This is a genomic window from Micromonospora sp. NPDC051925 (assembly GCF_044548625.1).
Taxonomy (GTDB): domain Bacteria; phylum Actinomycetota; class Actinomycetes; order Mycobacteriales; family Micromonosporaceae; genus Micromonospora.
This window is the reverse complement of sequence record NZ_JBIUCH010000006.1, coordinates 1-19,593: the sequence shown is the minus strand read 5'-3', so window position 1 is coordinate 19,593 and position 19,593 is coordinate 1. Positions and strand designations below refer to the sequence as shown.

General features: G+C 70.9%; 17 protein-coding genes, 1 tRNA gene and 1 riboswitch. Of the genes, 10 read left to right on the top strand and 8 right to left on the bottom strand.

Annotated features, from left to right (window positions below; translation table 11 throughout):
- Positions 1-1,458 carry a protein kinase gene (locus tag ACIG87_RS09550; RefSeq protein ID WP_396850121.1) on the top strand — a complete coding sequence of 486 codons (1,458 nt, stop codon included), beginning with the start codon at positions 1-3 and terminating at the stop codon, positions 1,456-1,458.
- The gene (pknB, locus tag ACIG87_RS09545) at positions 1,455-3,260 is read left to right on the top strand and encodes a Stk1 family PASTA domain-containing Ser/Thr kinase (protein WP_396849752.1); all 1,806 of its coding nucleotides are present in this window, start codon (positions 1,455-1,457) and stop codon (positions 3,258-3,260) included. The genes ACIG87_RS09550 and pknB overlap by 4 nt, the downstream gene beginning before the upstream one ends.
- Positions 3,261-3,362: 102 nt before the next feature.
- Here pknB and ACIG87_RS09540 read toward each other — a convergent pair whose 3' ends face one another.
- Genes ACIG87_RS09540 through ACIG87_RS09525 form a run of 4 tightly spaced genes read right to left on the bottom strand, consistent with a single transcriptional unit; the run spans position 3,363 to position 6,598 of the window.
- Positions 3,363-4,013 carry an aminodeoxychorismate/anthranilate synthase component II gene (locus tag ACIG87_RS09540; protein ID WP_396849751.1) on the bottom strand — a complete coding sequence of 217 codons (651 nt, stop codon included), beginning with the start codon at positions 4,011-4,013 and terminating at the stop codon, positions 3,363-3,365.
- Between the two features lie 4 nt (positions 4,014-4,017).
- Positions 4,018-4,293 (bottom strand): hypothetical protein, encoded by a 276-nt coding sequence (locus ACIG87_RS09535; RefSeq protein ID WP_396849750.1) that lies wholly within the window; start codon positions 4,291-4,293, stop codon positions 4,018-4,020.
- Positions 4,294-4,298: 5 nt separating this feature from the next.
- Entirely contained in the window at positions 4,299-5,795 is a 1,497-nt protein-coding gene (locus tag ACIG87_RS09530) for a class E sortase (protein WP_396849748.1), read from the bottom strand.
- Positions 5,792-6,598 (bottom strand): DUF881 domain-containing protein, encoded by an 807-nt coding sequence (locus ACIG87_RS09525; protein ID WP_396849746.1) that lies wholly within the window; start codon positions 6,596-6,598, stop codon positions 5,792-5,794. Before ACIG87_RS09525 ends, ACIG87_RS09530 begins: the two co-directional genes overlap by 4 nt.
- Positions 6,599-6,826: 228 nt before the next feature.
- Between ACIG87_RS09525 and ACIG87_RS09520 the strand changes: the two genes are divergently transcribed.
- The 6 genes from ACIG87_RS09520 to ACIG87_RS09495 all read left to right on the top strand — a co-directional run bounded on the left by ACIG87_RS09520 (position 6,827) and on the right by ACIG87_RS09495 (position 14,641).
- The gene (locus tag ACIG87_RS09520; RefSeq protein WP_396849744.1) at positions 6,827-7,090 is read left to right on the top strand and encodes a cell division protein CrgA; all 264 of its coding nucleotides are present in this window, start codon (positions 6,827-6,829) and stop codon (positions 7,088-7,090) included.
- A gap of 289 nt (positions 7,091-7,379) precedes the next feature.
- Positions 7,380-9,587, top strand: a complete 2,208-nt coding sequence (locus tag ACIG87_RS09515) for a (Fe-S)-binding protein (protein WP_396849742.1) — start codon at positions 7,380-7,382, stop codon at positions 9,585-9,587.
- A 191-nt stretch (positions 9,588-9,778) separates the two neighbouring features.
- Positions 9,779-11,122 (top strand): hemolysin family protein, encoded by a 1,344-nt coding sequence (locus ACIG87_RS09510; protein WP_396849740.1) that lies wholly within the window; start codon positions 9,779-9,781, stop codon positions 11,120-11,122.
- Positions 11,115-12,119 (top strand): hemolysin family protein, encoded by a 1,005-nt coding sequence (locus ACIG87_RS09505; protein WP_396849738.1) that lies wholly within the window; start codon positions 11,115-11,117, stop codon positions 12,117-12,119. Before ACIG87_RS09510 ends, ACIG87_RS09505 begins: the two co-directional genes overlap by 8 nt.
- A gap of 177 nt (positions 12,120-12,296) precedes the next feature.
- Positions 12,297-13,298 carry a C40 family peptidase gene (locus tag ACIG87_RS09500; RefSeq protein ID WP_396849737.1) on the top strand — a complete coding sequence of 334 codons (1,002 nt, stop codon included), beginning with the start codon at positions 12,297-12,299 and terminating at the stop codon, positions 13,296-13,298.
- Between the two features lie 153 nt (positions 13,299-13,451).
- A riboswitch (cyclic di-AMP (ydaO/yuaA leader) is annotated at positions 13,452-13,588 on the top strand.
- Between the two features lie 12 nt (positions 13,589-13,600).
- Positions 13,601-14,641 (top strand): NlpC/P60 family protein, encoded by a 1,041-nt coding sequence (locus tag ACIG87_RS09495; protein ID WP_396849735.1) that lies wholly within the window; start codon positions 13,601-13,603, stop codon positions 14,639-14,641.
- A gap of 92 nt (positions 14,642-14,733) precedes the next feature.
- Here the strand turns inward: ACIG87_RS09495 and dcd are convergent, their stop codons facing one another.
- A complete protein-coding gene (dcd, locus tag ACIG87_RS09490; protein ID WP_396849733.1) occupies positions 14,734-15,312 on the bottom strand; it encodes a dCTP deaminase in 579 nt (192 codons plus the stop codon).
- A gap of 395 nt (positions 15,313-15,707) precedes the next feature.
- Between dcd and ACIG87_RS09485 the strand changes: the two genes are divergently transcribed.
- A complete protein-coding gene (locus tag ACIG87_RS09485) occupies positions 15,708-16,262 on the top strand; it encodes a pyridoxamine 5'-phosphate oxidase family protein (protein WP_396849732.1) in 555 nt (184 codons plus the stop codon).
- Between the two features lie 67 nt (positions 16,263-16,329).
- Here ACIG87_RS09485 and ACIG87_RS09480 read toward each other — a convergent pair whose 3' ends face one another.
- Positions 16,330-17,364: a zinc metalloprotease gene (locus tag ACIG87_RS09480; protein ID WP_396849730.1), complete on the bottom strand. Its 1,035-nt coding sequence runs from the start codon at positions 17,362-17,364 to the stop codon at positions 16,330-16,332.
- A 233-nt stretch (positions 17,365-17,597) separates the two neighbouring features.
- Between ACIG87_RS09480 and ACIG87_RS09475 the strand changes: the two genes are divergently transcribed.
- Positions 17,598-17,671 (top strand) — tRNA-Gly (locus ACIG87_RS09475).
- A gap of 92 nt (positions 17,672-17,763) precedes the next feature.
- Here ACIG87_RS09475 and ACIG87_RS09470 read toward each other — a convergent pair.
- A complete protein-coding gene (locus ACIG87_RS09470) occupies positions 17,764-18,951 on the bottom strand; it encodes a tyrosine-type recombinase/integrase (RefSeq protein WP_396849729.1) in 1,188 nt (395 codons plus the stop codon).
- 2 nt (positions 18,952-18,953) lie between these two features.
- The gene (locus tag ACIG87_RS09465; RefSeq protein ID WP_396849728.1) at positions 18,954-19,223 is read right to left on the bottom strand and encodes a helix-turn-helix domain-containing protein; all 270 of its coding nucleotides are present in this window, start codon (positions 19,221-19,223) and stop codon (positions 18,954-18,956) included.
- Positions 19,224-19,593 lie beyond the last annotated feature (370 nt).

The following is a 19,593-nucleotide window of genomic DNA, read 5'->3' as shown; positions in this document are numbered from 1 at the left end:
ATGCTCAGCCCCGGCGTGCAGCTCGGCAACCGCTACCGCCTCGACGAGCGGATCGCCAGCGGCGGCATGGGCGACGTGTGGCGCGGCACCGACCAGGTGTTGGGCCGTACGGTGGCGGTGAAGAGCCTGCTCCCGGCGCTGCTCGACGAGCCCGGTTTCGCCGAGCGGTTCCGTGGCGAGGCGCGCACCATGGCCACCATCAACCATCCCGGCGTCGTCGACGTCTACGACTTCGGCAGCGACCAGGAGATCGCCTTCCTGGTGATGGAGTACGTCGAGGGTGACGCCCTGTCGTCGACGCTCAGCCGGGTCGGCCGGCTCACCCCGGCCCGGACGATGGCCCTGCTCGCCCAGGCCGCCGACGCGCTGCACGCCGCCCACGAGAAGGGCATCGTGCACCGGGACGTGAAGCCCGGCAACCTGCTCGTCCGGCCCAACGGGACGCTGGTGCTGACCGACTTCGGCATCGCCCGGTCCGAGTTGGTCGGTCAGCTCACCGCCGCCGGATCGGTGCTCGGCACCGCCTCGTACATCTCCCCCGAACAGGCCACCGGGGCGGTCGCCACCCCCGCCTCCGACGTGTACGCGCTCGGCGTCGTCGCGTACCAGTGTCTGGCCGGCCGGCGACCCTTCGAGGGTGACAATCCCCTCGAAATCGCGATGAAGCACGTGCGGGACGCTCCCCGGGCGCTGCCCGGCGACATCCCGCCGCAGGTCAAGGCGATCGTGGAGCGGGCCATGGCGAAGGAGCCCGCTCACCGCTGGCCGAGCGCCGCCGCGCTGGCCTCGGTCGCCCGGCAGGCCAAGCTCGTCCTCTCCCAGCAGGCACGGGCCGGCGGGGGGCACCCCGGCCCGGTCTCCGGCGGCCCCGTCTCCGGGGCACCGGCCTCCCCGGCCGGCCCGATGGCCCGCGCGCAGGTACCCTCCGCGGCCCGACAGCAGCCCGCCGCGCTGGCGCCCCGTCCGCCGGTCAGTGGGCAGGCGCGTCCGCCGGTCAACGGGCAGGCGCGTCCGCCGGTCGCGGCCCGGCACCCGCAGCCGCCGGTGGCCCAGCAGCGTCCGCCGGCCCAGGCCGCCCCGATGGCCCGGCCGGCGGCGGTGCCGTACCAGCAGACCCGGGGCGCGGCGTCCGTCCCCCCGGCCCAGCTCCGGTCCGACCGGCCCATGGGGTACGCCCGGCAGCCGCTCCCGACGCCTGTTCCACCACGCCGTTCCCGGTCCGGCATGGTGACCCTGGCCATCCTGCTGGCCGTACTGGTCCTGGTCTGCTCCGGCGTGCTCTCCTACCTGGCGAAACAGGGCAGCCTGGCCGCTGACACCGGTGCGCCACGCACGACGTCCGGCGCGGTGAGTGCCCTCGGACGCGACGATCCGGCCGGGACGTCGTACCGTCGGGTGGTACGGCTCGAGCCGGATGCCGGCGAGACGACGACGAGCGAAGGACGACGAACGCGATGACAGCCCAGGCCCGCCTGCTCGGTGGCAGGTACCAGGTCGGCGAGCTGCTCGGTTACGGCGGCATGGCCGAGGTGCACCGCGGTCGGGACCTCCGGCTCGGTCGGGACGTCGCGATCAAGATGCTCCGGACAGACCTGGCCAGGGACGCCACCTTCCAGATGCGGTTTCGCCGCGAGGCGCAGAACGCCGCCTCGCTGAACCACCCGGCGATCGTCGCCGTCTACGACACCGGCGAGGAGACCGCCCCGACGGGCGAGACCCTCCCGTTCATCGTGATGGAGTTCGTGAACGGGCGGACCCTCAAGGAGGTCCTCGGCGTCGAGGGGCGGCTCCAGCCGCGCCGGGCGCTGGAGATCTGCGCCGACATGTGCGCGGCACTGGAGTTCAGCCATCGGCACGGGATCATCCACCGGGACATCAAGCCCGGCAACGTGATGCTGACCCAGACCGGCCAGGTCAAGGTCATGGACTTCGGCATCGCCCGCGCGTTGGCCAGCGGCGCCACCACGATGACCCAGACCAGCGCGGTGATCGGCACGGCCCAGTACCTCTCCCCGGAGCAGGCGCGCGGTGAGGCCGTCGATGCCCGCTCCGACGTGTACGCCGCCGGCTGCGTGCTGTTCGAGCTGGTCTGTGGCCACCCGCCGTTCGTCGGCGACAGCCCGGTCAGCGTGGCGTACCAGCATGTGCGGGAGGCCCCGCCGACGCCCAGCGACATCAACCCGGACGTCACCCCGGCGATCGACGCGATCGTGCTCAAGGCGCTGTCGAAGAACCCGCTCAACCGTTACCAGAGCGCCGGCGAGATGCGGGCCGACCTGCTCCGCGCCGCCGCCGGCCGGCCGGTGATGGCCACCCCGGTGATGACCCAGGACGAGACGACCCCGATGGCGGCGGCTGCGGGCGGTTACCCGACGCAGGTGGCCGGTCAGCAGACCCGGCAGATTCCGGCCCGGGTCGGCGACCCGCAGCGACGCAAGAGCTCCGCCTGGGTGATCGCGGCGTTCGCGGCGGTCGGCGTACTCGCGGTGATCGCCCTGGTCGCGGCCCTGCTGATGAACGGCAACGAGCCCAGGACGAGCCCGGTGCCCGACCTGGCCGGTAAGTCACAGCAGGCTGCCTTCACCGAGATCCAGAATGCCGGACTCGTTCCGGCGGAGGGCGACCCGATCTTCGACAGCACCTGCAAGAAGGGGACCGTCGCCAAGCAGGACCCACCGGCGGGCACCCCGCTGGAGGAGAACCGCCAGGTCACGGTCAACATCTGCGGTGGCCCGCAGGAGGTCACCATCCCGGCCGGGCTGGTCGGCTCGCAGTTCGACAACGTCGAGCCCCAGTTGAAGCGCCTGAATCTGGTGGTGGACCGGAAGGATGTCAACAGCGACCAGCCGAAGGGTCAGGTCACCAAGGTGACGCCGGCCTCCGGCAGGAAGGTCGCCGAGAACACGAAGGTGACCGTCGAGGTCTCCCGGGGCAACATCCGCGAGGTGCCCCGGGTCACCGGCCTCACCGAGGCCGAGGCCCGCAAGGAACTGGAAGGTGCCGGCTACGCCGTCAGGGTGCGGGAGGGCGACGAGGTCCCGGTGGACCAGGCCGGCAAGGTGACCGCACAGAATCCCAAGGCGGGCACCAACCTTGCCGAGGGGCAGACGGTGACCATCGATGTCTCCGTACCCGAGCCCACCGAGTCGCCGACCCCGCCGACCCCGACCACGCCGGTGCCGACCACCACGCCGCCCGGCGATGGCACGGGTGGCGGGTTCCCGCTGCCCACCCCGCCGTTCCGGGCCGAGGACCAGTGACCCGTACCCGGATGTGACGTCCAGGCCCGGTCCGCGCGGACCGGGCCTGGGTCTTTCCGTGTCCGCCCTGGCGCGACGACCGGTGCGGCGCCGGGGACAGGATCAGCTGGTGGCGAAGGCGGCCCGGCGGCGGGCGTCCACCTCGGCGGCCAGCTCCGGGGCGCGCTCCAGGGCCTCCGGGTGACCGCAGGCGGCGACCCAGTTCGCGAGCATCAGGTGACCGCCCTCGGTGAGCACCGACTCCGGGTGGAACTGGACCCCCTCGATCGGCAGGGTCCGGTGCCGCATCGCCATCACCACGCCCGAGCCCGTCCAGCCGGTGACCTCCAGCTCGTCGGGGAGCGTCTCGGGAAGCACCGCCAGCGAGTGGTAGCGGGTGGCGGTGAACGGGTCGGGCAGTCCGGCCAGCACCCCGACGGAGCGGTGCCGCACCTCGGAGGTCTTGCCGTGCAGCAGTTCGGGGGCCCGGGTGACGGTCGCCCCGAACGCCTCGCCGATCGCCTGGTGGCCGAGGCAGACGCCGAAGATCGGCAGCTCACCGGCGTACCGGCGGATGACGTCGAGGCAGATGCCGGCACGGTCCGGGCTGCCCGGCCCCGGCGAGAGCAGGACGCCCGCCGCGCCGACCCGACCGACCTCGGTGACGTCGATCTCGTCGTTGCGCCGGACCTCGCACTCCACCCCGAGCTGCCCGAGGTACTGGACGAGGTTGAAGACGAAGGAGTCGTAGTTGTCGATCACGAGGACACGCATGGGCTCACTCGTCCGGAGAAGGGGGTGGGGTGTTGTTCTGGTCGGTTTCGTACGGCAGATCGTGTTCGTCGCCGGTCGGCGCGTTCTGGTCGACGCCGGAGTCACCGCCCGGGGTGCCCGAGTCCTGGGTGACCTGGACGTCGTCGAAGGGCAGCAGCGGCTCGGCCCAGGGGAAGATCACGTACCAGAGCAGCGCCACCGTCGCGGTGCCGATCAGCACCGAGCCGATCAGCTTGCCGGCCAGGCCGAAGGGCAACTTGCGCCAGATCCACGAGTACATCGTCGTCAGCCCCTCAACTCCGCCGGCGGGCCCTCGGACTTGGGCTGCGAGCGGTTGAGTTCGGCGTGGATGATCAGTCGCTCATAGTTGTCGAACTTCGGGTTGCAGGTGGTCAGGGTGAGCAGCTTGCGGGTGGCCTTCGCTTTCGGCTGGCCGGGCACCGGCGCGACCACCTCGACCTGGTCGGGGCGGACGATCCGGGTCTGGTAGACCTTGTAGACGTACCAGTCCTCCTTGCCCTCCACGATGATCGCGTCGCCCGTCTCCATCTCGTCCAACCGCCAGAAGGTGGCCCGGTTACGGTGCCCGGCGACGGAGAAGTTGCCCACCTCGCCGGGCAGGGCGCTCGTCGGGTAATGGCCCGGGGCGTACCGGATGTCCTGCTGGGTGACGCCCTCGACGACCACCCAGTTCTTGTCGAGGCTGGGGATGTAGAGCCCGGCGATCGGCTCGCCCTCGGCTGGGGCCACCGGCTTGGCCGACGTGCTCGGGCTGACCGTCGGGTTGCCGGTCGGGCCCCACTGCCGGGCCAGTTGCTGGGTGAGATCGCTCTGGTGGGCGTCGACGATGGCCGACTTGCCCCAGATCTCGTACCCGGCGAAGAGGAGCACCACCAGGCCGAAGGTGATCAGCAGTTCGCCGCTGACCCGTACGCCGGCGCGCAGCCGTGATCCGAAGGTCGGCCGGGTCAGCTCCGAGTAGACGCTCTTGTAGCCCTCGCCGGTCTGCTCCGGGCGGAGCTGCACCACCCGCTCGCCGCGCCGGGGTGGGGGCGGTGGCTCGGTGGGGCCGCCGGGCCCGGTGTCCTCGGGGGCGGGCGGTACCGCGCCCATCAGGGCGGTGGAGTCCAGCGCCGGGCCGGTCGGCCGGGCCGGCACCACCGGGATCACCGCGGTCGCCGCCGGGTCCGCCGTGCGGTCCGGTCCGCCGGCCGGCACCGGCACCGGACGGCCGTCCTGCGCCGGCCCGTTCCCGGGTACGCCCCCACGGGGGGTCTCCGGACGGGGAACGGAGGTCGGGTACCGGTCGCCGCCAGCGCCGGACGGGCGCGGCGTCCCGTCCGGCGCGGTGGCCCGGAGCCGGCCCGTCTCGACGGGTGGCGCCGGACGCGAGGCGGCACCGGGGACGCGGGGGCCGGGGTGGCTCTCCGTCGTCTCCGGTGCGTGGGGGCCCGCCGCCGTGGGCGTCGGGCGACCCGCCGTCCGGTCGGTGACCGTGGGCAGGAGGGCGGTCTGCTGGTCCGCGACGGAGCTGGTGGCTCCCGGGCCGGGGGGTGTGACCTGGGGCCCGCCGGTCGGGCCGGTGGGCGCGGGGTCCGGCGTCCCGCTGCGTCCCGGCCAGGCGGGTGGCGGGCGGCGGGACGGCAGCACCGGGTCGGGCCAAGGGCCGGGGGATCCGGGGTGGGTGGGGGTCGGCGACGCGGAACGGTCGACCTTCGGGAGGAAGGCGGTCGGTTCGTCGTCCTGGTCGCCGCGGCGCGGATCCCCGCCCTGCTGGGTCATCGCGGCACCGTCGCCGCTCGCAGCGCCGTCGAGTCCTCGAACGCCGGCACGGTGACCGTGGCGACGTGCTCGGAGTAGCCGAGCTGGTAGTGGTCGACCGCCTGCTTGAACAACCCGACTCCCTGAGAGCCGGCGAGGGCCTGCTGGAGGGCAGCGGGATCGCCGATTGCTACGATCTTGAACGGTGGCGAGTACACCCGGCCGTGCAGCAGCAGGGTGTTACCGACGCAGCGTACCGCGCTGGTGGAGAGCACGCGGACGTTCATGATTGACATGGCCTCCGCGCCGCCGGCCCAGAGCGCGTTGACCACGGCCTGCACGTCACCCTGATGGACGACGAGGTCGTCGTTGGTGGCGCCCTTGGGCAGGGTGCCGTCGCTGCGCCGGGGGGCGTCGTTCAGTTCGACGGTCAATCCGGTCCCGGTGAGCGCGGTGAAGCCGGCCGCCTGCTGGAAGCCCTGGGCGCGATCCCGCTGTTCCTTGATCGGCGCGTCGGTGTCGGCCAGGGTCGCGGTCTCGCCCTCCACGTCGGCGCGCAGTTGGGCGGCCCGCGCCTCGCTGGCGGCCACCTGCTCCCGCCGGTCCTCGATGAGTTGGGTGAGCTGGGGCCGGCGGTCCTCCCGCAGAGCGGTGCCGCCCGCCGTGCTCGCCGTGGTGGTGAAGAGCAACCCGGCCGCGGCGGCGATCAGCGGCACACCGATCGACCAGCCCGGCCGGCGCTGCCGGGGACGTCGTGGCAGGAAGGCGGCGACCGCCCGTCGCATGGCTTTCTGCCAGGATGCCGCACCGGATGTGTACTCCACCGAGCGTTCCCCTCCCGTCGTCTGGTCGACGTCCGTCACGACGCGGGACGGCCGCCCGTGGCGCGTCGACCCGCCCGATCCGGTCACCGCGTGCACCGGATCGACCCCATTCATGGCCTGGAGCGGCCTTCGGGACTACGCTAGCTGTCGAACATTATTGGCCATGGACCGTCGCCCCCGCGCCCGGTTGTCAGGCCGGACGAGGTCGTCACCCCTCTGGAGAGCGTCGTGCCCAAGTCTCAGGTCCGTAAGAAGAAGGTGTACACCCCGCCGACGGACGTTCGTCCGACGACGACGGCGGCGACACGCAAGCCTAGCCCGGTGTGGCTGCCGGCTACCGCTGTCGCGTTGATCGTCGCCGGCATCGGCTGGCTGGTGGTCTACTACCTTTCCGAGCAGGCGTACCCGGTCGCCTCGTGGGGTTACTGGAACCTCGCGGTCGGGTTCGGCGCGATGGTGGGCTCCCTGATCCTGCTCTCCCGCTGGCGTTGAGCGCGGCGCTCCGGCGCCCTCCGCGGTACGACCCGGGTCACCCTGTGCGGCCCCAGCCCGGCGCTTCGGCGTCGGGAGCTCTATGGTGTCCGCAGGGCGGCGTGGCCTGGTGCGAGAAGACTCACGTTACCGTCGGGTAACTTTCGCGTAGGCTGCACTGCATGACCGAGCGGAGCGAGGTCATCGACCGGTCCGGTCGGGGTGCGGCAGCGGCGTCACGCCGGTCACCCCCTGACCCGGCCCCGGTCGCCGAGCCGCTCGCCAGGCAGCAGACCGGGAGGCCAACTCGATGGGCAGCGTCCAGATCGTCACCACGATCCTCGCGGCCGCCATCACCGCCGTGGCGGTGTGGCTCGCGGTGCGCGCGGTGCTGAAGATGGTGGCCGTCATCCGGCTGGGGCAACCCGCGCCGGAGCGGTTCACCGACAAGGGCACCCGGACGAAGACCATGCTGGTGGAGACGGCCGGTCACACCCGGATGCTCAAGTGGGGCGTGGTGGGCGCCGCGCACTGGTTCGTGATGGTCGGCTTCATCGTGCTGTCACTGCTCGTGCTGGAGGCGTACTTCGAGGTCGTCTCGCCGACCGGCGGGCTGCCGCTGATCGGCGGCCTCGCCGTCTACGGCCTGGTCACCGAGGTGATCGCGGTGCTCGGCACGGTCGGCATCCTGGTGCTGATCACGATCCGGGTACGCCACCGGCCGACCCGTCCGGGCGGGCGCTCCCGGTTCACCGGCTCCACCATGTGGCAGGGCTACTTCGTCGAGGCGGTCGTCCTCGCCGTACTGGTCATGGGCTTCGTGATCCGGGGCTTCAAGGTCGCCACCGACCACTTCGAGTACCCGGTCTGGGCCACCCCGGTCAGCCACGCCGTCGGCGCGCTGCTGCCCGACTGGGAGGCCGGTGTGAGCATCGCCGCCGCCATCAAGATCGCCATCTCGATGACCTGGCTGATCGTCATCGCGCTGAACGTGACGATGGGCGTCGCCTGGCACCGCTTCCTGGCGTTCTTCAACATCTTCTTCAAGCGCGAGCCGGCCCGGCCCGCCGGCTCCGGCCTCGGCCCGCTGCGGCCGATGACGAGTCAGGGCAAACCCCTCGACTTCGAGGAGGCCGACCCCGAAAAGGACCAGTTCGGCGTCGCCCAGGTCGAGCAGTTCACCTGGAAGGGCCTGCTCGACTTCAGCACCTGCACCGAGTGCGGCCGCTGCCAGTCGCAGTGCCCGGCCTGGAACACCGGCAAGCCGCTGTCGCCGAAGCTGCTCGTGCTCAGCCTCCGCGACCACGCCTACGCCAAGGCGCCGTACCTGCTGGCCGGTGGCGGGAAGGACCTCACCGGCGAGGAGAAGGCCACCCAGGCGCAGCTCGCCCACCTGGACGTGCTGACCCTCGCCGAGGCCGACAAGCCGCTGATCGGCACCGCCGAGGAAGGTGGCGTGATCGACCCGGACGTGCTGTGGTCCTGCACCACCTGCGGGGCCTGCGTGGAGCAGTGCCCGGTCGACATCGAGCACGTCGACCACATCGTCGACATGCGCCGCTACCAGGTGCTGATCGAGTCGAGCTTCCCGTCCGAGGCCGGCGTCATGCTGCGCAACCTGGAGAACAAGGGCAACCCGTGGGGCGCACCGCAGAACACCCGCGAGGACTGGACCAAGGGCCTGAGCTTCGAGGTGCCCCGGGTCGGCGAGGTCGACGACTTCGAGTACCTGTTCTGGGTCGGCTGCGCCGGCGCGTTCGAGGACCGGGCCAAGAAGACCACCCGGGCGGTCGCCACCCTGCTCCACGAGGCGGGCGTGAAGTTCGCCATCCTCGGCGAGGGCGAGACCTGCTCCGGTGACCCGGCCCGTCGGATCGGCAACGAGTTCGTCTTCCAGATGCTCGCCCAGCAGAACGTCGAGACCCTGAACGAGGCGTTCGAGGGGCGGGACAAGCCCAGCCGCAAGATCGTCGCCACCTGCCCGCACTGCTTCAACACGCTGGGCAACGAGTACGGCCAGCTCGGCGGCGAGTTCGAGGTGGTCCACCACACCCAGCTCCTGGCTCACCTGGTCAGCACCGGCAGGCTCACCCCGGTGCAGCCGGTCGACGGTGGGGTCACCTACCACGACCCCTGCTACCTGGGCCGGCACAACCGGGTCTTCGCCGCCCCGCGCGAGGTGCTCGGCAGCGCCATCGGGGCCGGTGGTGACGGTCTCATCGAGATGCCGCGCAACAGCGAGCGCTCCTTCTGCTGCGGTGCCGGCGGTGCCCGGATGTGGATGGAGGAGAAGATCGGCAAGCGGATCAACGTGGACCGGGTCGAGGAGGCCATGTCCACCGGGGCCAGGACGGTCGCCGTCGGCTGCCCGTTCTGCTCGACGATGCTCAACGACGGGGTCAACGGCAAGGACGCCGGTGAGCAGGTCGAGGTGGTCGACGTGGCCAGCGTGCTGCTCCGCTCGGTCAGGCCGGATGCCGCCCCCGGGGCCAGGGAGACCGCGCCGGCCGCCGGCTGAGTCCGTACCCCCGGGGCAACCGGAGGCCCGACGGCGGCGGCACCCACGAGGTGCCGCCGCCGTGGTCGTCGGCAGGTCGGGGTCGGTAGCGACGGTCACCCGCCCGGCCTGCTCCGGACCCGGGGTGGTTCGCGACTCCCGGTCACCGTCCGATACCTTCTGGTGACTGCGGGCGCGACCGTGGAACAATCATGTCCATCGACGGTCTGGTGCTCGGCACGCTGTTGCCCCTGGTCGGCTTCGTGCTGCTGACTGCCGGCAACGCGTTCTTCGTCGCGGCCGAGTTCGCCCTGGTCACCGTCGACCGATCGGAGATCGACAGGCGGGCGGAGGCCGACGACGCCACGGCCGCCACGGTCCGCCGGGCGCTTCGCGAACTCTCCTTCCAGCTCTCCGGGGCGCAGCTCGGCATCACCCTCACCGCGTTGCTCACCGGCTACCTGGCCGAGCCTGCCCTGTCCCGGCTGTTCGCCCCGCTGCTGGCCCCCCTGGGGGGCGTGGAGGACCGGCTGGGCCCGCTGCTCGCCCTGGCGCTGGCCACCCTGCTCTCGATGCTCTTCGGCGAACTGGTGCCGAAGAACCTGGCGCTGGCCCGACCGATGCCGACGGCGCTCGCCACCGCCGGGCCGATGCGGGCCTTCTCCCGGGCCTTCGGCTGGTTGATCAGAGGGTTGAACAACTCGGCGAACCGGCTGGTCCGCCAGCTCGGGGTGGAACCGCAGGAGGAGTTGGCCAGCGCCCGCTCCCCGGAGGAACTGGGTCTGCTCGCGGCCATCTCGGCCCGCGCCGGCGCGCTGCCGCCGGACACCGCCATGCTGCTGCGCCGCACCATCCGCTTCGGCGACAAGCGGGCCGCCGAGGCGATGACCCCCCGGGTGGACGTGATCGCGCTGCGGGCCACCGCCACCGTCGCCGAGCTGCTGGACCTGTCCCGGCGGACCGGCCGGACCCGGTTCCCCGTCTACGAGGAGACTCTCGACCTGGTCACCGGTGTCGCGGCCGTACCTGACGCGCTCGGTGTGCCGCTGGCCGCACGGGCCGGCACCACCGTCGCCTCGGTCGCCCGTGAGCCGGTGTACGTCCCGGAGAGCCTGGACCTCGACGGCGTGCTGGCCGCGTTGAAGGCCGAGGGCGCCGACCTGGCCATCGTGGTCGACGAGTACGGCGGCACCGACGGGGTGGTGACCGTCGAGGACCTGGTCGAGGAGTTGGTCGGGGAGATCGCCGACGAGTTCGACCCGGCCACCGTGGACGACGCCCACGCCACCGGGCTGACCGTGCCGGGCGGGGAACGGACCATCCTGGTCGACGGGGTGCTGCGGGAGGACGAACTGTTCGAGCAGACCGGCTTCCGGCTCCCCGAGGGCCCGTACGAGACGCTGGCGGGCTATCTGATGGCCCGGTTGGGGCACATCCCGCTGCCCGGCGAGACGACCCGGGCGGACGGCTACGAGTTCACCGTCGTCGAGGTGGAGCGGCACCGGATCGAACAGGTTCGGGTGGTCCGCCCCGAGGAGCCGCACGTCGATGACTGAACTGCTGGTCGCGGTGGTGCTGCTGCTCGGCAACGCGTTCTTCGTGGGCAGCGAGTTCGCGTTGATCGCGTCCCGGCGTACCGTGGTGGAGCCGTTGGCCGCGACCTCCAAGCGGGCCCGTTGGGCGTTGTCGGCGATGAACCAGATCCCGCTGATGATCGCCGGGGCGCAGCTCGGCATCACCGTCTGCTCGCTCGGGTTGGGCGCGATCGCCGAGCCGGCCCTGGCACACCTGCTGGAGCCAGCGTTCCACGCGGTGCTGCTGCCGGACGGCGCGGTGCACCCGGTCTCCTTCCTGATCGCCCTGGGCGTGGTGGTCTTCCTGCACACGGTGGTCGGCGAGATGGTGCCGAAGAACATCACCCTGGCCGGCCCGGAGCCGTCGGCGCTCTGGCTGGGGCCGGCGATGCTGGCGTTCTGCCTGGCCACCAAGCCGCTGCTGCTGGCGATGAAGTGGGCGGCCCGGCAGGTGCTGCGGCTGTGGGCGGTGGAGGCCAGGGACGCGGTGAAGACGGTCTTCACCGCCGAGGAGCTGGCCGGGCTGGTGGCCCAGGCCCGCACCGAGGGGCTGCTCGACGCCGAGGAGCACGCCCGGATCACCGGGGCGTTGGCGTTGCACGACCGGACGGCGGCGGACGCGCTGCAACCCTGGTCGACGGTGACCACGGTGGCCGAGGACGTCTCACCGGCCTCGTTGGAGGTGCTGGCGACCAGCACCGGCCGGTCCCGGTTTCCGGTGGTGCAGCGCTCCACCCGACGGGTACTGGGCTTCGTGCACGTCAAGGACGTCCTCGGGTACGCCGGGGCGTCCCGCCGGGCACCGGTGCCGGCCGAGGTCTACCGGCCGCTGGCGGTGGTGCCTCCGGACCGTACGCTGGCCGATCTGCTGTTGGCGATGCGGCGCGAGCGGCGGCACATGGTGCTGGTGAGCGACGGTCGCCGTCCCCTCGGTGTGGTCACCCTCGACGATGTATTGACTGCGATCGTTGGAAATTGAAGGAACACCCTTTGTGTGCAAGCGATCGCACTCATGTGATGGAGTGGCGACCCGCCTTGATTCCGAACCGTGACTCCCCCTAATGTTGCACCGGCCGCTGTGGGACGTCTGCCTCCTTCTTCCCCTTAGCGAGGCGCCCGGCGGTCGGTTGCAAAGGAGTCGACGCCGGTGGCAACCATGCCCCCTCAACGTCACGTCCAGGGCCAGCCGCCCGTTCGGCCGGCAGCCCTTCGGCGGATCGCCCGTCGCCTACTCACCGTGGTCGCGGCGGTTGCCGTCGGCGCCGGGATGCTCGCCGTGCCGGCGCATGCCGCGCCGTCGCCCGAGGAGATCGAAGCGGCTCTCGACAAGCAGTGGGAGCAGCTCGAACCGACCATCGAGAGCTACAACAAGGTCCGGGCCCAGCTCAAGGTCAACCGCAAGAAGTCGGCCGAGCTGCAGAAGAAGATCGAGCCGTTGGCCCTGCAGAGCGAGCTGGCCCTTGGCCGGGTCGGTGACCTCGCTTCCCGCTACTACAAGTCCGGCCCGTCGCAGGAGCTGAGCGCGCTGCTCACCACCAGCAAGCCGGGTACCCTCGCCGCGCAGTTGACCATTCTGGACCGCCTCGCCGCCGAGCAGCGCAAGGAGGTCGAGGCCGTGCTCGTGGTACGCCGCAAGTACGACTCCGAGAAGCAGAAGCTCGACGCCCTGATCGCCGCCGAGGTGCAGCAGGAGAAGGACCTCGCGACCAAGAAGACCAAGATCAACGCCGAGATCAAGCGGCTCCAGGCGTCGATGCCGAAGACCACCGTGAACGTGGCCGGCTGCCCCACGATCAACGGGGTGGTCAGCTCCGCGGCCCGCACCGCGATCCGGACCGCCTGCCAGCAGGTCGGTGACCCGTACGTCTGGGGGGCCACCGGGCCGAACTCGTTCGACTGCTCCGGCCTCACCCAGTTCGCCTACAAGGCGGCCGGGATCTCGCTGACCCACTTCACCGGCGCCCAGTGGAACGAGGGCCGGGCCATCCCGCGCTCCGAGGCCCGCCCCGGCGACCTGGTCTTCTTCTTCAGCGACCTGCACCACGTCGGCCTCTACCTGGGCAACGACATGATGGTGCACGCCCCCCGGACCGGTAAGCCGGTCCAGGTGACCAGCATCAACTACATGCCGGTGGCCGGCTTCCGCCGACCGGGCTGACCAGCGCAGACGTGAACCCCCGGCCGATCGGCCGGGGGTTCACGCGTATCCGGGCACGTCGTGTTCGGCCGGGCGGGTTGCGGATCGATAACGACCGTCTCTACTCTGGTCAATCGTCGGTCGGCACCAGGTCCGCCCCATCCGGGGTGGCGTCGGCCGGCACCGCCGAGTCGCCTCCGGGCGAGCCGGGGACCCAGGTACGCCGGGGTGAATCCGCAGCCACTGCGGTAGGGCGCTCCCTTCCCGCCCGAACCCGTCAGCTAACCCGGTAGGCGGTAGAGGAAGAAGGAGCCCGGAGCCCGGTGGCACACCATGCCCCGCGGCCACCGTCGCGCCGGTCGACCCAGGTCGCCCGGTGGACGGCTGCGCCGCGCCCACGCTGGTCCCGCTTCACCACCACTCTCACCGCCCTGGCCGCCGCCGCGGTCGTCCTGACCGGTGGCGCCACGGCGGCCCACGCCGACCCCTCGGTCGCCGAGATCGAGCGACAGATCGACCAGGACTGGAACAAACTCGAACCGATCATCGAGCAGCACAACGCCACCCGGGCCGACCTCGCCGTCAAGCGCCGGCAGGCCGACGCGCTCGGCAAGCGGATCGCACCCTTGCAGCGCCGCGTGGACCAGGCGATGAACCAGGTCAGCGGCCTCGCCGTCCAGGCGTACAAGGGCGAGAACATGTCCACCGTCAACGCACTGCTGGGCAGCCGCAACCCGAGCCAGGTGGTCGAACAGCTGGGGCTGCTGGACCGGTTCGCCAGCCGTCAGCAGCGCGAGGTGCAGGCCGTCGCCGAACTGCGCGACGAACTCGCCACGACCAAGGCGCCGTTGGACGAGATGGTTGCCCAGCTCACCCGTACCGAGGCCCAGTTGGCGGCCAAGAAGAAGCAGATCAACACCGAGATCGACCGGTTGCAGAAGCTACGGCTCAAGGTCTACGGCAACGGCGGCGGCGGGCCGCTGCGCCCGGCCCCGTGCCCGGCCGGCTACCCCGGCGGCCCGGCCGGTACGGCGGTCAAGTTCGCCTGCGCCCAGATCGGCAAGCTGTACGTGTGGGGCGCGGCCGGCCCGAACAACTACGACTGTTCCGGGCTGACCATGGCCGCCTGGGCGAAGGCCGGGGTGTCGCTGCCGCACAACGCCCGGCAGCAGCGCCAGGTCACCGACCGGGTGAGCCGGGCCGATCTGCGCCCCGGTGACCTGGTCTTCTACTACTCCGACCTGCACCACGTCGGGATGTACGTCGGAGACGGCTGGGTCGTGCACGCGTCCCAGTCCGGTCAGCCGATCACGATGAAGCGGGTCGACGACGGACCGGTCAACAGCTACGGCCGGCCCGGCTGATCCTCGCGTCCGGGCCTCCGGTCAGGGGGCCCGGACGCGCCGGGTGGCGTCCCCGGACGCACTGTCTGGCGTCCCCGGCCCGGCGGGTGCGGTCAGCGGGTCGGCCAGGTGCGCCAGTTCTGCCAGGAACGGCTCTGGGTCGGCCCCCGCTGGCCCTGGTAGCGCGATCCGTACACCTCGGAGCCGTAGGGGTGCTCGGCCGGCGACGAGAGCCGGAAGATGCAGAGCTGGCCGATCTTCATGCCCGGCCACAGGGTGATCGGCAGGTTCGCCACGTTCGACAGCTCCAGCGTGACGTGGCCGGAGAAGCCCGGGTCGATGAAACCGGCGGTCGAGTGGGTGAGCAGGCCCAGCCGCCCCAGGCTCGACTTGCCCTCCAGCCGCCCGGCGAGCTGGTCACCGAGCGAGATGACCTCAAGCGTGGAGGCGAGCACGAACTCGCCCGGGTGCAGCACGAACGGCTCACCCTCCGGCACCTCGACCATCGAGGTCAGGTCGTCCTGCTGCAGGGCCGGGTCGATGTGGGTGTAGAGGTGGTTGTTGAAGACCCGGAACAGCTTGTCGAGGCGCACGTCGATGCTGGACGGCTGCACCAGACTCGGCTCGAAGGGCTCCAGCGCCAGCGCGCCCGCCTTGATCTCGGAGACCAGGTCCCGGTCGGAGAGCAGCATCGGGACACCATATCGAGCACCCCGGCCCGGCCCGCCGGCCGGGCCGCCCACCAGCACCCGCCGAGGTGCGGAGATGATGGGGTACGCGGCCTTGGGTCGAGTCCGTCCGGTGGTGGTCTCCGGGGCACTGCCCGCCCGGAACGGGAGGCACACTACCTGCCCCGCGTCCTTTGGAGCTGATGACGTAGACGATTCACGTCGACGCCGACCCGGCCGTCCGGCGTCGGCCGCCTGGTCGGCAGGATCGGCGGCGACGTAGCCGACCCGGCCGCCCGGCCTTGGCTGCGTGGTCGGCCACGGCCAGCGCCGCCGCCAGTGTCCCCGGGCCCGAGAGTCGGGCCGTTCCACCTGCGTGTCGGACTGATTTTAGAACGCCTGTTCGATAGGATGACCGCATGGCATCCTGGTCCGCATTCGCCGCCGACGAGCCCCGACTCGCCGACGGGATCCGCCTTCTCCTCCAGCAGTACGGGCCGGGCTTCGGCTACCTGGCCACCGTCCGCGCCGACGGCGGCCCCCGGGTGCACCCGGTCTGTCCGCTGGTCACCGACGGCGGGCTCTTCTGCTTCGTCGTCGACTCGCCGAAGCGGCGTGACCTCGAACGCGACGGCCGCTACGCGCTCCACTCGTTCCCACCGGAGGAGAGCGACGACGAGGCTTATGTCGCCGGCCGTGCCGAGCCGGTGACCGACCCCGCCCGGGTGGCGCTGGTGGCCGAGATCGGCCGGGCCGCACCCCGGGTCGACTGGCGGCTCTTCGAGTTCAGTGTGGACGTCGCCATGCTCACCCGCCGCGACTACGGCGGCCCGATGAGCCCCGACGGTGGCCGTCCCACCGTGCAGGTCTGGCTGGACCCGACGGCGGGCCGACCCGACGTCGTGGGCGTACCCGACCAGCAGCCCACCCGCCACGGACGGCACGGGTTCGACACCCGCCGTACCGCCGCCTGACCCTGGAAACGCCGGTGCCGGCCCCGTCCGGGAGGGACGGAGCCGGCACCGGCGTCTGCTCTGTCTGTCAGGCCGCCGCGCGGTAGGCGGTCCAGGCGTTCACCATGCGGCTCGCCTGACCAGCGGTGAACTGGTACATGCACGAGTCGTAGGTGTAGTCCATGAAGTTGGTGATCGGGTCCTTGCCGGCTGCGGTGCAGGTGTCCCGGCCGGTCGGGCACTCGAAGGCCGGCTCGCGCTCGGCGGGGGTGTCGGAGACGCCGTCGCCCGAGCCGGAGCAACCACCCTGGAAGGTGTGGTAGAGGTTCAGCCAGTGGCCGATCTCGTGGGTACCGGTGTCACCCAGGTTGTAGTTGGTGGCGGCACCGCCCGGCAGCGACTCGCCGAGCACGACGACGCCGTCCATCACGTCCAGCGTGCTCTTGGGGAAGGTCGCCCAGCCGAGCAGGTCGTCGCTCAGCTCGCCCAGGTACATGTTGAGGGTGTTCTTGCCGCCGGTACGCAGCGAGGTCTTCATCTGCCGCTCGATCGTGGAACCCTCCACGATCGGGTACCAGGATGGCTCGGTGACCCGGTTGATCTTCTGGAGCTGGAAGGTGAAGCCGGTGGCCACCCCACCCGTGGCACCGCTGTACGCCTTGTTGAGCACGTCGATCTGCGAGTTGATCATAGAGTCGGGGATGTTGCCGCCGCCCCGGGTGCTGTCCCGCTGGATCACGTGTACGACGACCGGAACGGAGATCGGGGCCAGCGCGACCGTCCTGCCCTCGATGGAGCCGGTGCGGATGCTCGACTTCGACCGCAGTTTGCTGTTGCGCAGTGCGACGGCGAAGTTCGCCTCCCGCTCCTTGACCTGCTTGGCGGTCAGCTCGTTCGGGTCGTGCCGCTTGTTCGCGGCCTTGCTGCCGGCGCGGACACGCGCGTCAGAGTGGACGTCCGCAGGGACGTCGGTCGGCTCAGCGCAGGAGGCGTTGCCGGGGGCTGCGGAGTACGCGGAAGCCGCAGGCACGACGCCCACCGCAGCGGTGCTCAGGAGCAGCGCGAAGGTCGTCGATGCGACACCGGCGGCACGCCGGGTCAGCAGGTTGGGACGAAGTCCCATGGGCCCACCTCTTTCTGGCGGTACAACAGGGGGTATGTCGTACCGAGGTCGTGAACGTGGGGGTGACGTTACAACCGATCCACATGTTTGAGAACGTCCCTATGCTCCTTCTGTGAAACATCTGACCGTTCTGTTTGCGCTGGTGGTAGCCGGTGGATGACGCTCCGTCGTCGGCGGCGCACGGGGTACCAGGGTGCGCGGGCGCGGTCACCTCAGGTACAGTGATCCCGCTTGCGGGTGTAGTTCAATGGCAGAACATCAGCTTCCCAAGCTGACAGTGCGGGTTCGATTCCCGTCACCCGCTCCAACGCATGAAGGCCCTGGCCGGGACGTGAGTCCGGACCAGGGCCTTCATGCTGTCAGGAGAGTCGAAACCGGCCGTGGGCCATTAACGGGCCATTAGCTCGTCTCGGTCGCTGGTTCGCCACCCTCGGCGGCCCGCTTCGGCTTGCGCTTGCTCGGCTTGCGTCGGGCCGCCTTGACCGCCTTGTCGATCGCGTCGGCGATGCCCTGGTCGGCCTCCCGGTTGGCGTGCTGGTAGATCAGCGCGGCACGCGGACTGTCGTGGCCCATCCGCGCCATGATGTCGCGCAGGCTCGCGCCCGGTGCCCGCGATGCGAGGGTGTTGCCGGTGTGCCGCAGGTCGTGGAAGTGCAGCCCGGCCGCGCCGATTGCCGCTACCGCCTCGGGCCACTTGACCAGCTTGTTGAAGTTGCCACGCCAGAGGTTCCGGCCGCTCTCACCGGTGAACACGAACGCCTCGGACGCCACGCCGACATGGTTGCCCATGTGCTGTTTCAGCGCCGGTAGAGCGGCCTTCGGTAGCGCGATGATCCGTACACCGGCCCGCGATTTCGGCGGACCGAGAATTAGGCCGGTTCCCCGGTGTTCGACGAACGCCTGCCGAACCCGCACGGTGCCGGCGGTCAGGTCGACATCGCACCGTTGCAGGGCCACCGCCTCACCCCACCGCAGACACCCGAAGGTCGTGACCAGGATCAGCGCCCGGAATCGGTCGGGCATCCGCTCGGCCAACGCGAATATCTGCGGCACGGAGAGCACCGGCCGCTCTGCGGGTTTCTCCTGGTCTGCGCCCACGACGCGACAAGGGTTCACCCTGATCAACTCGTCTTCCTTGACGGCGGTCATCAGGACGGCGCGCAAAAGTCGGTACGCCTTTGCGGCCATGGTCACCGATACGCCCTCCGCCAACAGACGCGACCGCCACTCCCGAACCATCGGCGTGTCGATCCGGTTGAGCGGCATATCGCCGAGGTACGGCGTGACGTGCTTGCCGAGGGTCCAGCGGTACAGGTGCACGGTTCGGGGCCGCAGGTTCGGCCGCTCGTCGATCCACCGCTCGGCGTAGTCGCGTAGACGCACCTTGCCACGCTCGGGATCGATCCACTCGCCCCGGGCCATCTGTACCTCGATCAGGGACAGGTACCGCTCAGCCTCGGGTTTGCGAGCGAAGGTCTGCGGGGCAGAACGCATCCGGCCGTCCGGACCGGGATAGCGGGCCTGGTAGCGACCCGACTCCCGCTTGCGGACGCTCCCGAATCGGCGGTGTCCGTCTTTGTTCGCCATGGTTAGGCAACACTCCTCAACTCGCGCCACACGGTTTCGGCGGTCAGGGGCTCTACGCGGCCCGCCACCACGAAGGCGGCAAGGTCGGCGGGATCGAACCGGATCGAACGGCCGAGGCGGTGAAACGCGATTCGGCGTTCGGCGACAGCGCGTCGCAGGTAGCGCACGCTCATCTTGATTCGGTCGGCGGCTTCCTCGATGGTCAGCAGTTCCTCAGGTAGGACCGGGGCAGGCGTGATTTGGCGGGTGGTGCGCTTCGGTCGGCTGGTCACGGGTGGCTGTCCTTCCTCGGGGGGAGAGGTAGGTGCGTTGCTAGGCGGTCAGGGTTGCCCGGGGTAGCCGTCCCAGCCGTCCCAGCCGTCCCGTTGCAGGTCAGGGCTGGGACGGCTTGGTGGCTGGGACGGCTTAAGCCGTCCCAGCGGCTCGTGTTTTGACCGTTTTTGGGCAGGGTGGTCTTGGGTGTGGTGTGGTTGTTTGGTGGTGCTGTGGGGGGTGGGTGGTTACTTTCCCTTGTGGAGGGCGTTTCGGCGGATGACTGGGTAGCGGGTGCGGCGTTTGCCGGCGGGTCGTCCGGGGCCGGGGTGTCCGGGTTTCGGGTGGCCTGGTGGATGCCAGGCGTTGCGCAGAGCGGGCGAAACCTGG

Excerpts from the sequence above, each read along its gene's own strand:
- ACIG87_RS09550 (WP_396850121.1), top strand. The coding sequence starts at position 1 with ATGCTCAGCCCCGGCGTGCAGCTCGGCAACCGCTACCGCCTCGACGAG.
- pknB (WP_396849752.1), top strand. The coding sequence starts at position 1,455 with ATGACAGCCCAGGCCCGCCTGCTCGGTGGCAGGTACCAGGTCGGCGAG.
- ACIG87_RS09540 (WP_396849751.1), bottom strand. The coding sequence starts at position 4,013 with ATGCGTGTCCTCGTGATCGACAACTACGACTCCTTCGTCTTCAACCTC.
- ACIG87_RS09535 (WP_396849750.1), bottom strand. The coding sequence starts at position 4,293 with ATGTACTCGTGGATCTGGCGCAAGTTGCCCTTCGGCCTGGCCGGCAAG.
- ACIG87_RS09530 (WP_396849748.1), bottom strand. The coding sequence starts at position 5,795 with ATGACCCAGCAGGGCGGGGATCCGCGCCGCGGCGACCAGGACGACGAA.
- ACIG87_RS09515 (WP_396849742.1), top strand. The coding sequence starts at position 7,380 with ATGGGCAGCGTCCAGATCGTCACCACGATCCTCGCGGCCGCCATCACC.
- ACIG87_RS09510 (WP_396849740.1), top strand. The coding sequence starts at position 9,779 with ATGTCCATCGACGGTCTGGTGCTCGGCACGCTGTTGCCCCTGGTCGGC.
- ACIG87_RS09505 (WP_396849738.1), top strand. The coding sequence starts at position 11,115 with ATGACTGAACTGCTGGTCGCGGTGGTGCTGCTGCTCGGCAACGCGTTC.
- ACIG87_RS09500 (WP_396849737.1), top strand. The coding sequence starts at position 12,297 with ATGCCCCCTCAACGTCACGTCCAGGGCCAGCCGCCCGTTCGGCCGGCA.
- dcd (WP_396849733.1), bottom strand. The coding sequence starts at position 15,312 with ATGCTGCTCTCCGACCGGGACCTGGTCTCCGAGATCAAGGCGGGCGCG.
- ACIG87_RS09485 (WP_396849732.1), top strand. The coding sequence starts at position 15,708 with ATGGCATCCTGGTCCGCATTCGCCGCCGACGAGCCCCGACTCGCCGAC.
- ACIG87_RS09480 (WP_396849730.1), bottom strand. The coding sequence starts at position 17,364 with ATGGGACTTCGTCCCAACCTGCTGACCCGGCGTGCCGCCGGTGTCGCA.
- ACIG87_RS09470 (WP_396849729.1), bottom strand. The coding sequence starts at position 18,951 with ATGGCGAACAAAGACGGACACCGCCGATTCGGGAGCGTCCGCAAGCGG.